The organism is Nostoc sp. FACHB-892 (genome assembly GCF_014698795.1).
In the GTDB taxonomy this organism is placed as follows: domain Bacteria; phylum Cyanobacteriota; class Cyanobacteriia; order Cyanobacteriales; family Nostocaceae; genus Nostoc.
The window spans coordinates 73,626-86,817 of the sequence record NZ_JACJTR010000009.1 but is presented as its reverse complement, the minus strand read 5'-3'; the positions used below and the strand labels follow the sequence as shown (position 1 = coordinate 86,817).

15 protein-coding genes are annotated in these 13,192 nt (G+C 41.3%); 6 read left to right on the top strand and 9 right to left on the bottom strand.

Annotation, left to right across the window (positions count from 1 at the left end):
• Positions 1-134 precede the first annotated feature (134 nt).
• The 7 genes from H6G96_RS14475 to H6G96_RS41375 form a co-directional block, all read right to left on the bottom strand.
• Positions 135-830 (bottom strand): DUF305 domain-containing protein, encoded by a 696-nt coding sequence (locus tag H6G96_RS14475; protein WP_190912110.1) that lies wholly within the window; start codon positions 828-830, stop codon positions 135-137.
• Positions 831-938: 108 nt separating this feature from the next.
• Entirely contained in the window at positions 939-3,158 is a 2,220-nt protein-coding gene (locus H6G96_RS14470) for a dynamin family protein (protein WP_190912109.1), read from the bottom strand.
• 58 nt (positions 3,159-3,216) lie between these two features.
• Positions 3,217-5,298, bottom strand: a complete 2,082-nt coding sequence (locus H6G96_RS14465; RefSeq protein WP_190912108.1) for a dynamin family protein — start codon at positions 5,296-5,298, stop codon at positions 3,217-3,219.
• A gap of 16 nt (positions 5,299-5,314) precedes the next feature.
• Positions 5,315-5,641 (bottom strand): DUF3040 domain-containing protein, encoded by a 327-nt coding sequence (locus H6G96_RS14460; RefSeq protein WP_190912107.1) that lies wholly within the window; start codon positions 5,639-5,641, stop codon positions 5,315-5,317.
• A gap of 275 nt (positions 5,642-5,916) precedes the next feature.
• Complete coding sequence (locus tag H6G96_RS14455; protein WP_190912106.1) at positions 5,917-6,309, bottom strand: hypothetical protein; 393 nt, start codon at positions 6,307-6,309, stop codon at positions 5,917-5,919.
• Between the two features lie 639 nt (positions 6,310-6,948).
• Positions 6,949-7,077 carry a hypothetical protein gene (locus H6G96_RS42380; protein ID WP_277932921.1) on the bottom strand — a complete coding sequence of 43 codons (129 nt, stop codon included), beginning with the start codon at positions 7,075-7,077 and terminating at the stop codon, positions 6,949-6,951.
• Positions 7,078-7,229: 152 nt separating this feature from the next.
• On the bottom strand, positions 7,230-7,355 hold the full coding sequence (locus H6G96_RS41375; protein WP_242063285.1) for a DUF433 domain-containing protein: 126 nt from the start codon (positions 7,353-7,355) through the stop codon (positions 7,230-7,232).
• A gap of 344 nt (positions 7,356-7,699) precedes the next feature.
• On the opposite strand from H6G96_RS41375, the gene H6G96_RS14445 reads away from it, so the two are divergent.
• The 3 genes from H6G96_RS14445 (at position 7,700) to H6G96_RS14435 (ending at position 10,103) form a co-directional block, all read left to right on the top strand.
• Positions 7,700-8,674 (top strand): cysteine synthase A, encoded by a 975-nt coding sequence (locus H6G96_RS14445; protein ID WP_190912105.1) that lies wholly within the window; start codon positions 7,700-7,702, stop codon positions 8,672-8,674.
• 100 nt (positions 8,675-8,774) lie between these two features.
• Positions 8,775-9,104, top strand: coding sequence for a (2Fe-2S) ferredoxin domain-containing protein (locus H6G96_RS14440; RefSeq protein ID WP_190912104.1), 330 nt, complete (start codon positions 8,775-8,777; stop codon positions 9,102-9,104).
• A gap of 48 nt (positions 9,105-9,152) precedes the next feature.
• Positions 9,153-10,103 (top strand): DUF5331 domain-containing protein, encoded by a 951-nt coding sequence (locus H6G96_RS14435; RefSeq protein WP_190912103.1) that lies wholly within the window; start codon positions 9,153-9,155, stop codon positions 10,101-10,103.
• A gap of 10 nt (positions 10,104-10,113) precedes the next feature.
• Here H6G96_RS14435 and H6G96_RS14430 read toward each other — a convergent pair whose 3' ends face one another.
• Positions 10,114-11,109: a folate-binding protein YgfZ gene (locus H6G96_RS14430; RefSeq protein ID WP_190912102.1), complete on the bottom strand. Its 996-nt coding sequence runs from the start codon at positions 11,107-11,109 to the stop codon at positions 10,114-10,116.
• A 136-nt stretch (positions 11,110-11,245) separates the two neighbouring features.
• On the opposite strand from H6G96_RS14430, the gene H6G96_RS14425 reads away from it, so the two are divergent.
• The 3 genes from H6G96_RS14425 to H6G96_RS14415 all read left to right on the top strand — a co-directional run bounded on the left by H6G96_RS14425 (position 11,246) and on the right by H6G96_RS14415 (position 12,493).
• Positions 11,246-11,452 carry a type II toxin-antitoxin system HicB family antitoxin gene (locus H6G96_RS14425; RefSeq protein ID WP_190912101.1) on the top strand — a complete coding sequence of 69 codons (207 nt, stop codon included), beginning with the start codon at positions 11,246-11,248 and terminating at the stop codon, positions 11,450-11,452.
• A gap of 283 nt (positions 11,453-11,735) precedes the next feature.
• Positions 11,736-12,197 carry a dynamin family protein gene (locus tag H6G96_RS14420; RefSeq protein ID WP_242063284.1) on the top strand — a complete coding sequence of 154 codons (462 nt, stop codon included), beginning with the start codon at positions 11,736-11,738 and terminating at the stop codon, positions 12,195-12,197.
• Positions 12,176-12,493, top strand: a complete 318-nt coding sequence (locus H6G96_RS14415) for a hypothetical protein (protein ID WP_190912100.1) — start codon at positions 12,176-12,178, stop codon at positions 12,491-12,493. Before H6G96_RS14420 ends, H6G96_RS14415 begins: the two co-directional genes overlap by 22 nt.
• Positions 12,494-12,594: 101 nt before the next feature.
• On the opposite strand, the gene H6G96_RS14410 is transcribed toward H6G96_RS14415, so the two are convergent.
• Entirely contained in the window at positions 12,595-13,083 is a 489-nt protein-coding gene (locus tag H6G96_RS14410) for a hypothetical protein (RefSeq protein WP_190912099.1), read from the bottom strand.
• Positions 13,084-13,192: the final 109 nt, after the last annotated feature.

The following is a 13,192-nucleotide window of genomic DNA, read 5'->3' as shown; positions in this document are numbered from 1 at the left end:
ATATTTTTCTTTCTCCCCCAGCAAGAACTGCTCCCTGCCCCTCTGCCTACACCACGATAGGATATTTTTTTAGTTGGAAGTCCCTAAGGGGGATAATTCGACGCTAAAATTCCTATGTATGCAAAGGCTTAGGTTTACTTGTTATACCAGGCTTTTCGCCACTGTTGCATTTGTTTAATTTCTATATCTTGGTCTTTAATAATTGCTTGGGCTAATTTCTTGATTTCAGGGCGCTGAGACTTACTTAAGGTATCTTTTGCCATTGTTACAGCCCCTTCGTGGTGAGGAATCATCGCGTTGATAAAGCGCAAATCAAACTCAGCATCAGCTGCACCTAAGTTTTGGCTCATCATCATAGTTTTCATTTGATCAGATGACATTTCCATCATGTGACCCATTTGGCTGTTGTAAGCCATTGGTTTATTTCCCGCGTTGGGATACCAAGCTTGTCGCCACTGCTTCATCTGAGTGATTTCTTGGTTTTGCGATTTGATGATATTGTCTGCTAGTTTTTTGATTTCAGGACGTTTTGATTTCTGCTGTGCAACATTCGCCATTTCCACAGCCCCTTGATGGTGCGGTGTCATAGCGTCGATAAATCGTAAATCAAAATTAGCATCGGCTGGGCCTAAATCCATTTCCATGCTGTGATTCATACCACCGTGGTTCATCATCTGCTGCTTGTCGTTAGCATTGGTGGCAGTTACCTCCGGCGCTTGGCTTTGATTCTGGGAAACCGTATTGGTACAGCCTGTAATTAACCCACCGGCTGAAGCGATCGCAGTCAAGGTTAACGCCAAAAAGCCATTCCTTAAAGATAGCAGTTGCATAAATCTCACCTAACAGTTTCTTAATTCTATATTTACTTCTTAGCTTTACAGCCAGAAATGAAATTAGGATGAAATCTAACTTATTAAAAAAGTCCAGTATTTTGTTGTTTATTTATCACTCAAAATTGTGTAAGCTTCATTAACTAAGTGCATTTTCTCTTGTGCTTGTTTTAGCAGTTGCGGCTTCCCAACAAACAAATCTGGATGCCATTTTTTTACTAAAGTTCGATAAGCCTGCTTTACCTCAGCCAAAGAAGCGTTTGTTTGCAATCCTAAAATACTGTATGCGCGAGTAATCTGATCTTTTTCCGTCTGGGTTTTGGTTTGGTTTGATGCTTTATTGCTTTGAGTTGTATTTTGCTGTTTGCCCGTTTGAGAACCAGGCTGTCGCATCTCTGCTTTCATTTGCGCTATTTCTTCATTGAGTTCCCAATCCCGAAATTTTGCCTCTACTTCTTCTGGACGCAAAGAAGGAGAAGCTTTTGGCGGTGGTGGAGAAACAGATTCTACCCTTGTCGCAGAATTCTTAGCAGTATTTTCGTGTTGTTGCTTAACATTAGTATCTTTTTGTGAGGAAGTTTGAACTCTCTCTGGCTGTGGCGAATATTTTCTATGAGTGTTGCTATATTTCGGTATTTCTCTATAAGGTTGATGATTTGAGAGTATTTTTACTTTTTCTAATTCTCGTAGCAACTGATTAAAACTGTTTTGTAATTGCTGCAAATTTTCACGTTTTTGAGTAATTTCTAGCGGCTCTTGACTGAATTCAAAGCAAATTACTTTTTCAGCTTTCTGCTCATATTCACTCAGGATAGATAACCCGTGACTGCTAAAGCGAGATAAATAATCTTCAATTGTAGTTATACAAAGTTTAGCAACTTCCTGATGATAAGATTCCTTTGCTAATTGTTCATCTTGTTTTTGGATATTCTTATTTAGCAAATAAGAAATACTCCCGACGACAGCAGCACCCACCGGGCCACCTAATAACCAACCAATACCACCACCAACAGCGATGGAACCCGGTTCGCTCAAATCATCAGTATTACTTGGCTTTGATGGTAATATTACTTGTGGTTCGCTAGGAAAGGGAATTAATAAATCTTGCGGTCGTTCTTCTTGAAAAAATTCGTAAGCTTGATAAAGCCATTTCATTGCAGCCAATTGCAATTGTGTTAGGTCTTTTTTAAGAATATTTGTTTGCCAATTTTTAAAGTTATTTTCTGCCAATGCAACTGCTGCATCAGCTTGATATTTTGTAAGTAGCTTAGGTAATGCTAGCCAATCGCGTAACTCTTTCAAACTAATAGTAAAACCTTTATAAATTAGGTTGGCTGCTTTTTGTTTAATTTCAAATTTAGTGTTTTGTTTATCAACAAATGATTTTATTTCAATAGCAATTGGGTCAGTTTTAGCTTTTAATGAGTATTGGATTTGAGAAGCGATCGCTTGCACTCTTGGCAAACGCACACTACCACGATTTGGTTGCAAAATCTCCACAATATTTTGCAAAGCTGTTTCAAAAGCCGCTAACCCGCTACTATTGGCAGCAGCAACATCGCCTTTTAATCTAGCTCTTAAAGCAGGTAAAGCATCAACACGATATAAATTACTAAAACCTGGAGGTAATTCGGCTCGAAAGCTTTCTGCAACAAACAGCAAGCGATTTTGAACTTGTTTTTGCTCGTCGGGTTCGAGTAAGTTAAGAAAATTAGCGACAAAAATAACTGTTTTAATACCGCGATCTAATAGCCAATCTCGTAAGTTTTCTCGCTCACCTAAAGTCATTAACTTACGTGCATCTAATAATTGGATAACTAAATCTGCACTTAATAATTGTTCTCTGATTAAATTATCTTGTTCATCTCTATCATTTGTTCCCGGTAAATCGAGAAATTCTACTCCTGTTTCCAAAAAAGGATGCGGACAAAAAACTTCCACAGATGCTACATCTTTTCGCATCTGCCTATTGCCATCAAGAATAGCAAATTGCTGTAAAACTTCTGTGCCACTGCGATAGACTTCTGTACCATCTAGCAACATGATGCGAGTTCGCACATCAGAGCCATACTTGACAGCAATCGCCGCGCCTGTGGTGGGAATTAAATCAATCGGTAAGGTGCGATTCCCTAGCATGGCATTCAGTAAAGTAGATTTGCCATGATTAAACGGGCCAAATACTGCAATCCGAAAGCTAGGATTAACAAGATGATTGTAGATGGTAATTATATCTTGATGCAGTTGCGATTTGTATTCTAAATTCAGTGATGCAGATGCAGATTTGAGAGAATCTGCTAAATCCTTATAACCTTCATACTGTTGTTGCATAGTTCCCCTATCTTCCTCGTTCCCAGTTTATATCTAGGAACGAGAGTAATTAGATATATTAGCTATAGTACGCTAATAGATTGCTATAGGCTGCCTCAATTTTTTGCAACTGAGCAATTACATCTTCCTGTAAGTTTTTTAAACGGTTGAACTCACCCTCACGATTTATTTCGCGGGTTTGTTTCTGCTTGACTAAATTATCTAATTCCGATTTGCGAGATACAATATCATCGTTAATCCGCTTACTTACTTCTTTTTCGTAAGAGTTAAAACACTCTTTCACAGCGTTATATACAACCTGAGATTGCTCATGCGCTACTTGCGGTAGGTGTTTAACTAACTCTTTCTTTGCTGTTTTAACTAATTCTTTACGTGCTTGATCTGCTTGCAAAAATCCTACTCCCAAACCTAGCAGTGCAAACCCGATTGGCCCAAGAAAAATACCCGTCACTGCTGTAATTATCCCGCCAACGCCAATTACAGTGAAGTAGTTTAACAAGATATTTTTCCAATCAAATCCGGCCCCAGCTAGTGCAAAACCAGCAAGATTTCCTTTAGATAATGATAATAATCCCATTGCCCATTTTGCCCAAGTGGGAGAGTTATCTTCTTCAGCAGTATTAGTGGTATGTACCTTTACGTCTTGTCCGGTAAGCTTTCCAGTGATTTGATCTGTAACTTGACTGTAAGATGCGCCATATTGTGCAGCACTCCGAGAAAGTTCTTTAAAAGCTGCATTGATATCTTTTTCAGCAGTTAATGTCCAAGCAGCAGATTTATCCGTGATATATTGCTCAAAGGCTTTTTGCAGTGCGGTGTTAAATGCTTCTCGTTTACCACTACTGAGAAAATCAAACAGATTTAATTCTGGCTGATAGCGCAAGAAATCGGTTTCAAAGGTATCACCTAAGTTTAAAACGTAGCTGCGAAAAGATTCGGAAATAGTTCTTGCTTGGGTGTCTCTTGTATTGATAATCTCTTTTTGGAATTCATCTCGAATACCTGTGAGTTTGTTAAACTCTGGTTCTACAGAATCAATCCGTTTCTTTAATTCATTTACATCTTGGTCAAGTAATGGTATACGTCTAGCAACTGCTTCGCGGGTATGATTGCAGGCAAGTCTTGCTAAGGTTCTAACTTGACGGAGTTCTGCGATCGCACGTTCTCTGGTAAGAAAAGTATTAAGCGAATCCATAAACTTCGGAAAGCCAGTTCCGTCTAAATCAGCCTGGGGATTTTTCAACCGTCGTCTGAGTGCTTGAATTGACGAAAGCTCAAACACCCGTTCGTCATAAATATTCTGACCTTCTACAGTACAATATTCTGCTAAATTTGCATTAAATACTTGCCGCAATCTATTTTCAGACGCTTGTAATTCTTCAACATCATCAGGATCAATCAATGATTCTCGTACTTGATCCCAAGCGTTAACTAAGAAGAAAACTGTCAATCCTCGACCTTTGATGTAATTTTCTAAGTAGCGACGTTCACCCAAAGTACAAGGTTGAGAAGCTCTCATCACAAACAAAATCGCGTGGCAGTTATTTACATAACCTAAAGATAATTCGTTTCGTGCTTCTGTATCATTCAATCCCGGACTATCGACAATTTCAATTCCCTTTTGTAGCAGGGTTAAGGGATACTCAACTACTGCATAATCAACATCGGGAAATGCTTGTTTTTTCTCCTGCTCTAGTTTTTTAGCTTCAGCCGGATCAATGGTATATTTATATTTAAAGTTCTGAAAATCTAGCTGTTGTGGGCTTTTTCCATCATTAAAATGAATGGTAACTTTCTTTTCTGGTCCATAGCGTAGAACTGTTAAGACTGCGGTACAAGGGTTAACATCACTCGGCAATAAGTTTTCCCCAATTAAAGCATTGAGAAACGTACTTTTCCCGCGTTTCATATCGCCTAATACTAAAAGGCGAAATACACCTTGGCGGAGGTTTTTACTAGCTACTGTAATATCTTCAATATCTCGCTCTAAACTGAGTTTTCCCGATGAAGAGTCGCCAGCCAACTCAGCTTGATTAATTGTTTCAGCTAGTTTACTCAAACATATTGAAATCTCCGATCGCACTTGAGCAACGCGCTCTAAGTCTTGGATAAATCTGTCAGTTGCTACCTGATCACTCATTATAATTACACCTTAATTAAAGATTGGTTTTTTTAGATTCCAAAAATAATTTGTAAGACATCCACCCCAGCGCACCAACAATAATAAATCCAGCCAACACCGAGGCTATTCTGACTGCAACTAGTGCTACCACACCAAGAGCAAAAAGCTTTCCACCCAGAATTACTTTGTTTATCCAAGGTTTCTGAGAATTTTCTGGCTGATGCTTTACAGTTTGATGAAAAGCCGCATCGGTAGCATGGATCTTACTTTCCATTTCCCGGAGTCGCAATTCAACTTCTCGTTCTCGTAATATACGTTCTTGCTGTTCAAGTTCTTTTTCGCGATTGCTTTCAGATGTCATCGGTATCTATCCCGTCTAAGACAATGAAAAAATGTCAGCATTTACTCGTTAATCATGCTGTATCGTAAATCACGTAAATATTTAAAAACTACAGTAAAATTACTGTTTAAATTTTCATTACCTACTAAACTTATAGAGTTAGCCGCCACGAAATGCACCTGCTTTCCAAAATCAAAGCGAAGTGCCTAACAGTGCGATTGTGCGATATCTGCGGCGGTCTACGCCTACACAATAGGCATCATTCACTGTAATAAATGATGCCTAATTTTTGCCTGTTACGCCGTCTGTTTAGAAGTTGCTTTTAAGTCTGCGGTCGATTTTAACCGGGTGATAGTGGCTTTACGAATGCGATCGCTTTTGCGTACTCCGCCTGTCATCTCATATTCCCGGCTGTCTTTGCCATACTTCAACACTACACCACTGACTAAGCGTTCTGAAGTTTCGCGGATAGTCTTTTCAAGGGTTTCTATTTCTGCCTTTGCCGAGTCCAGGGCAGTTAGCATCATATTATACTGGTCAATATGGTTGCGGAGTTGCCCGATTAACTGGGTTAAATTCTTTAAACTGATAGAATCACCAAAGTCAAGGCTGGAATCAATCGATTTAAATCCGATTACTCTCTGTTCGGTTTTTTCCAGGACAGGAGAGGTTCTTTTTTTGCGTGGCATCAATGCATACCTTTTACTAAACTTATCTTTCTAGAGTGGCTCAATGGGACAATGTAGGGGTTCAGTAAAGTTTGCAAAAAAAGGTGTTTTTTGTAATAAGATTGGATTGCTAGCTCAGTAATTACACGTTATTAAACAACAAATCGTTGAGAAAAGACTTGTTTTCTGAACGAATGAACTTGTTTTCTGAACAAATGGACTTGTGTTGTAAACGAATGGGCTTGTGTTGTGAACGAATGAACTTGTTTTCTCAACGAAGGAACTTGTTTTCTGAACAAATGGACTTGTGTTGTGAACGAATGGGCTTGTGTTGTGAACGAATATAACAATCAATATAGCCACAGCCTTAACAACAGCAAAGATTTGCCCCTATCTGTCTTGATTTTATAGTTGAACTGCGATCGCATCAATGCAGTCTCTCGCCAATCACGCGATTTGCACCAGCTTATCAGCGATTGTGGCGACGAATATCGCCGATAATTTCAGGAAAAAGGTGATAGATAAGACGGTGAAGGTTACGGTGGAAACTCTTGCTGTCAGCTATGCCCCTAAACTTCACCTTCGCCTTTATTTTGCAAGCACCAAGGTGAAGGTTATCCCCAGTTAGAGAAACTCCAAGAGCATAGTTTCAAGATGATATTAGGTGCGGCGGGTGTCCAAGGAATTGAGACGCAAGAAGCTTTTGATACTTGGCTTGTCCAGCAAAGGTGCGTCTTCACTTCCATAGGCTACATTGTAACCAGCAGAGCGCAAATATCTAATGCTCATCACAGGAAAATTTTTATTTGCAAGAAACCGCATCATCCCGCCTCAGACAAAAGCGGGAGGGTATACAAAGATTCTTCACGCATACACTCTGCTGTAAAAGCAAATACTGCCCTTAATGCTTCTGAAGTCAACGTGGGATAGTTTTCTAGCACTTATTGTTCTGTCCATCCCGCAGTAAACAAACCCAATAAGAACTCTACAGATAAACGAGTTCCTTTCATAGTCGGCTTACCCAGCAGAATTTTGGGGTCTGAATGAATGTGCTGTTGCCAGTCCATAGTTTCTACTCCGACAAAGCTACAGCTATTGTTGCACAGGATGATTATTCTTGGATTGCTGAGTCGGGAAATGCGATCGCTTAACCAACTATGATTATTATTGGATTGCTGAGTCGGGAAATGCGATCATCGCGCTACTCTTAAATTAATTGACGACAATATAATCAGCTTATGCAATCCTTCAATCTTACACTGCCAGATGCGATCAATCGCTTAGGCAACTATGATTATTGTTCGATTGCTGAGTAGGGAAATGCGATATGGCATTTTAGGTAAATCAGTTTTAAATTATGCCACCGCTATAAGCCAAAATTTTTATAGATACTCACACAGGTATAGTCAAAATGGATATTAAGAATGGCTTTGTCGGCGCTGTTGGCAACACACCCCTGATTCGCTTAAACAGTTTCAGTGAAGAAACAGGATGTGAAATCCTTGCTAAAGCTGAATTTCTCAATCCTGGCGGTTCCGTCAAAGACCGCGCCGCACTTTACATCATCGAAGATGCAGAAAAGAAAGGTTTACTCAAACCCGGTGGCACAGTTGTAGAAGGAACTGCTGGTAATACTGGCATTGGGCTGGCACATATTTGCAACGCCAAAGGCTACAAATGCCTAATTATTATTCCCGATACTCAGTCACAAGAAAAGATAGACGCACTAACAGCACTAGGCGCAGAAGTTCGTCCCGTTCCTGCTGTACCCTACAAAGACCCAAACAACTACGTCAAACTATCTGGCAGAGTCGCTGCTGAGTTAGAAAATGCTATTTGGGCGAATCAGTTTGATAACTTAGCCAATCGCCTCGCCCACTACGAAACCACAGGGCCGGAAATTTGGAAACAGACAGATGGTAAAATAGATGCATGGACAACTGCAACTGGTACTGGTGGTACTTATGCTGGTGTGGCATTGTACTTGAAAGAACAAAATCCGGCGATTAAATGCGTTGTTGCCGATCCACTGGGTAGCGCACTTTATAGCTATGTCAAAACTGGCGAACTCAATACTGAAGGAAATTCCATCACCGAAGGCATCGGTAACGGTCGTGTCACAGCCAATATGGAAGGCGCGCCTGCTGATGATGCCATCCAAATCGATGACCAAGAAGCTTTACGGGTAGTTTACCAACTGTTGAGGAAAGATGGGCTGTTAATGGGCGGCTCAACAGGTATTAATGTTGGCGCGGCTGTTGCCCTAGCCAAGCAGTTGGGGCCAGGACATACCATTGTCACCATCTTATGTGATAGTGGTTCCCGCTATCAGTCGCGGATATTCAACCCTGAATGGCTAGCCTCAAAAGGACTTTCAATAGATTAATCATTAGTCATTAGTCATTAGTCATTGGCTTCTGACTTTTGACGAATGACAAATGACATAGACGCGCCAACGGCTTCCCGTAGGGTAGGACAAAAAACAAATGACAACTCAACCATCAAACTTCCCCACAATAGACCAACCCTCTTCTAAATGTGTGCGAGTTTGTCAAAATCGCACTTGCAAAAAGCAAGGTGCAGTTAAGGTTTTAACAGCTTTTGCAGCTTTGCCAATCCCTGGTGTAACGGTAACGGCTAGCAGCTGTTTGGGACAATGTGGCAATGGGCCGATGGTGCTGGTATTACCCGATATGGTCTGGTATAGCGGCGTTCAACCCGATGAAGTATCTCTACTGATAGAAAATCATTTGCTAGGCGGTCAAAGAGTCCAACAGATGCTCTATTATCGGTTTCATCCCCAGAAATCAAACTAATTAATAATATCAATCTCTGCAATATTGTTGACTGAAGTGAGGCATCCAATGAATATCCAACAGCTGCGTCAATCCTTAAAACAAAAATGGCTGAGTCACTACGAGCAAAATATTTCCTGGCTGGTCAAAATGCGAATTTGGGGCACTTACGATGGTCTGCGCCGTCCTTTGTCCGGTTTCATTTTGGCAACACTGTCTGTTTTAGAACCCCAGTTTGATGAAATACTTGATTTTATGCTGGATCTGAATAACGATCCAGATAAAATAGTTGCCGCTTTAGGTCTTAACTTCGATCCTGATCAAGAGTTACGTTTAATAAAATCAGAGCATTCTATGGCTATAAGCCAAGTTGAAAGCGAGTCGCCAGATGAGAATTCTGAGGATAAACATCTGTCATCGGTTGTAACTGCCAGCAAGATTGCCTCTCATTCTCTTGCCAATACTCTAGATTCCAATTTGTCACGCGCCGATGAACTTGTGCCATCGATTACAGCTACCACTGAGGTAGTTAGCACACGCAAACCTGAGTTGATAGTAGCTGCAACTAAAATTGCTCCAGATACTCCGGCAAAAACGCCATCCTCCGGTTTGCCAAGGGAATATCAACTAGTACGCTGGCACTCTGGTCAGTTACCTTCACGAGGATCGGCAACAATGACCAGTGAGGTTAACAGCAAAGCCAAAACTATGCCATCTGTGGCATTAGCCACTGACGTTAAGAGCAACGCGTCATCTGTCCGAACCCCTGTGGGCGCATCGTTGGCAATTACCAGTGAAATTAATAATAATGGCAAACCAGTGCGATCGCCCCTTGGGCGGCTCCCTTCAGGAGCATCGCTAGCAATTACTACTGAGGTTAAAAGCAACGGCAAACAGCCGAATATTCAACCAGAAAATGTTAAGAGCAAAGTGAATCTAGAAACCACTAATGCCCGTAGTATAGCTTCTTGGGTAGATGAATTTTGTTACGGCGCTAGGAATAAAGAAGAAGATATTTGACTTGAATGAGTTATGGGTAATCGTGAGAAACAAACGGGATTTCTATGACTTCACCTTCAGTTTCTCCTACTTTAACTTTCAAGCCCACGCCACCTGCTTTAGTGCGAATGTAACCTAATCCAAAATAACCATCAGCCGTTTCTGTATAACTGGTAAGTTTGCCGACCTTTTCATCTCCAACTGTGATCGCACTTCCAACTTCCACAGGGGCACTGAGGCGGATACCCAAAAGGTGTTGTTTTACACCTTTATATGTATTTAATCGAGCAATGGTTTCTTGCCCAATATAGCAACCTTTAGTAAAAGAAATTGTTTGCCACAAACCAACTTCCAGAGGATTGTAATCATCTGTGAGTTCCGAATCTGGCGCGGGGCGGCCTTGTAAGATTCGCAAGGCATCCCAAGCGCGATCGCTCATCTCTACCGCCCCAGTTTCTAACAATTTGTTCCATACCGAAGATTTGTCAGTATTGGGGAAAGTTAAGGTATATCCGGGAGCAGCTAACCCACTACCCACAGCAATCCGCACTCCTTCAGCCGGAGCAATGGTGTATACCTTATGACTTCCGTAAGGTTGTCCAATGAGTTCGCCAATACCCAAATTTTCTAAAACAGCGTCGCTTCCTGGGCCAATCAGGCTGAAGGTGTTGGTGTCTTCTGTGATATCAGATAATTCCACCTTGTCGGCATAAAAAATATATTTATCCAGCCATTCCATGAGAAACTGGCGGCGGTTGGGTGAAACTAGCAGAATTACCGCATCTTCTGTAACGTATGCGGTTGCTAAATCAATTGTTCTGGCTGTGGAGGTGACAAAAACCGTATCACAACCTTGTCCAGGCTTGAGTATTTGGAAATTGTTAGTACTTTGGTTATGTAAGAAATTGAGGCGATCATCGCCAGATACTTTGATACGTCCCCAGGCGGTGCGATCGCATATCGCAACCCCAACTCTGGCGGCTTCGATAGCTGCTGCGTCTTTATCGTCAATTGTAGATGTTGGCATGATGATGAGAAGTTGCCCTGTTTCAATGTTGTCGCACTGGAAATCTTAGCAAATAAGCGTTTGCGGCTTCAATGCACCTCCGGTTTTCTTCTAGCGTATAATCAAATCAAAAGAAAGTGCCGAACAATAAAAACTTATGAAACGAACTTTTACTGCAAGCGTATGGCAGGAAGGTAACTGGTTTGTGGCACAGTGCTTGGAGATTGATATTGCTAGCCAGGGCGAGACTGAAACTGAGGCTTTGGCTAATCTTGAAGAAGCTTTGTCACTGCATTTTGAACCACCAGTAGCTACTGTTCTTCCTCAAATTAAGACACTTCAAATAGAAATAGATGCCGCTTAAACCATTACCTTATCGTGAGGTTAAGCGTAGATTAGAAGCAGCAGGCTTTGGGGAAGTTAGCCAAAAGGGTAGGTAAAGTTTGCCAAATCTATCGAAGAAGGAACCCGTACTGCGATCATGCCTCGTCATCTCATATAGCTTTCTTTCAATGCGAGTAGTGCGATGATTAGTTGATTAGGATGGGGTGCGAGCGCCTTGATTATGGCAGTGCAATTACTGAGGCTAATATTTTAATTAGTAATTTAAGCTGTACGTGCTTTAGCTAATCTTCCCTCACATAATTATGTCCTCTGAACAGTTTCAAGCAGCGCACGACAGCATATACAACACTGGCACACGTCTTTTACAGTACCTTCAGGAAATCCGCCAAGGCCGCCTCAGCGAAGGAGACGATACTAAAGGTTTGCAGAGTGTTGAGGATGAGATCAACAAAGCCCTACACGCATTGAAAGAGCAGAAGTATCAGGTGGCTGTAATTGCAGCGATGAAAGCTGGCAAAAGTACCTTTTTAAATGCCGTGATTGGTGCTGATGTTCTGGCAAGTGAGACAGCAGCATGTACAATATGTCGTACAGACGTTCGACATATTCCATCTGGGCAAATCCCCAGACTTTTGGAATACCAAGAGGGACAAAGACGACCTATTGTTCTTGCTGAAGGTGATGCTGGAGAAATTCAACAGAAATTTCTGGTACGTACCCGTGAGATTCGGGAGAAAGGCAATTGCGCGAAACAACCAAACTAATCAAGCAGAAAATAGACACTCAGGTATCAAGAAGTCAAGAAGTTTTACAACGAACCATTCACAAGCAAGTCTTAGATGACTTTAAGAAGGCGGAGCAACAGATCAATGCCTATATCAAAAGGTTTCAAGATGAGTTTGACTGCTTATTGAAAGAACGGGAGACCAGAGAAGCCGAAGCTGAACAAATTCGTGAAACTCTGAATGTTCAAAAAGTCAAGCTGAATGAATACTTGAATGAAGTAACTGCTATTCGAGCATCCTTAGATAATTGGAAGCCATTGCAGAGAATCAGATAGGCGATAGACCACACCGATATTTAAGATAAGTTGAAAAAGCGATCGCCTTACTTATAAGCCCACGCAACTGGGCTTAGTTCGTGTATTCTATTTTCAGGGTTTCAACTCTCTGGCAATTTAGCAAACGCCTGCTTAACTAATTCCTTGGATTTAGCATCCAAACGCAGCCAATCGACTTCATCGAGTTCATCGATTAAACTAGTATCAATATCAGCAACTTCCTTCTCTGGGGTGTATTCAAGAAAACACACTTGATAACACAACTCCCACAAATCGATACTTGCTTCTTGCTGTTGACGCTGCAAACGTAGATGATATCCTGGATGGGGCATCGGCAGACGAGCCAGAGTCTCTCTGATTTCATCTGCTTCTTGGGGTGTTGCAGTTTCCATTCCTTGCAACAACTCAGTCACCAATGCTTTAACTTCATCAGTGGTGCTAGGCGGCCAAATTAGGACATCGTGATAAGTTCCAGTCCAGGAAGATTCATCAAGCTGCTTGCGGATATTGTCGATAACGCGAATAAAAGCAGGTTGCATGAGGATTTCAGCCTGCTGCCATGCAACTGGATTTGTTATTTTAGGTGGCATTGGTAATAAACAGGGGCACTAAAAGAAAAATAAACAGTCTGCGTTTATTAAAAAGCTGCGTTTTTAATCTAAATCTTTTCTCAAGATAGCGGATTTCATTGAAGAAAAT

Excerpts from the sequence above, each read along its gene's own strand:
- H6G96_RS42380 (WP_277932921.1), bottom strand. The coding sequence starts at position 7,077 with ATGAGCATTAGATATTTGCGCTCTGCTGGTTACAATGTAGCCTATGGA.
- H6G96_RS14470 (WP_190912109.1), bottom strand. The coding sequence starts at position 3,158 with ATGCAACAACAGTATGAAGGTTATAAGGATTTAGCAGATTCTCTCAAA.
- H6G96_RS14475 (WP_190912110.1), bottom strand. The coding sequence starts at position 830 with ATGCAACTGCTATCTTTAAGGAATGGCTTTTTGGCGTTAACCTTGACT.
- H6G96_RS41375 (WP_242063285.1), bottom strand. The coding sequence starts at position 7,355 with ATGGACTGGCAACAGCACATTCATTCAGACCCCAAAATTCTGCTGGGT.
- H6G96_RS14460 (WP_190912107.1), bottom strand. The coding sequence starts at position 5,641 with ATGACATCTGAAAGCAATCGCGAAAAAGAACTTGAACAGCAAGAACGT.
- H6G96_RS14455 (WP_190912106.1), bottom strand. The coding sequence starts at position 6,309 with ATGCCACGCAAAAAAAGAACCTCTCCTGTCCTGGAAAAAACCGAACAG.
- H6G96_RS14440 (WP_190912104.1), top strand. The coding sequence starts at position 8,775 with ATGACAACTCAACCATCAAACTTCCCCACAATAGACCAACCCTCTTCT.
- H6G96_RS14435 (WP_190912103.1), top strand. The coding sequence starts at position 9,153 with ATGAATATCCAACAGCTGCGTCAATCCTTAAAACAAAAATGGCTGAGT.
- H6G96_RS14410 (WP_190912099.1), bottom strand. The coding sequence starts at position 13,083 with ATGCCACCTAAAATAACAAATCCAGTTGCATGGCAGCAGGCTGAAATC.
- H6G96_RS14465 (WP_190912108.1), bottom strand. The coding sequence starts at position 5,298 with ATGAGTGATCAGGTAGCAACTGACAGATTTATCCAAGACTTAGAGCGC.
- H6G96_RS14445 (WP_190912105.1), top strand. The coding sequence starts at position 7,700 with ATGGATATTAAGAATGGCTTTGTCGGCGCTGTTGGCAACACACCCCTG.
- H6G96_RS14420 (WP_242063284.1), top strand. The coding sequence starts at position 11,736 with ATGTCCTCTGAACAGTTTCAAGCAGCGCACGACAGCATATACAACACT.
- H6G96_RS14425 (WP_190912101.1), top strand. The coding sequence starts at position 11,246 with ATGAAACGAACTTTTACTGCAAGCGTATGGCAGGAAGGTAACTGGTTT.
- H6G96_RS14430 (WP_190912102.1), bottom strand. The coding sequence starts at position 11,109 with ATGCCAACATCTACAATTGACGATAAAGACGCAGCAGCTATCGAAGCC.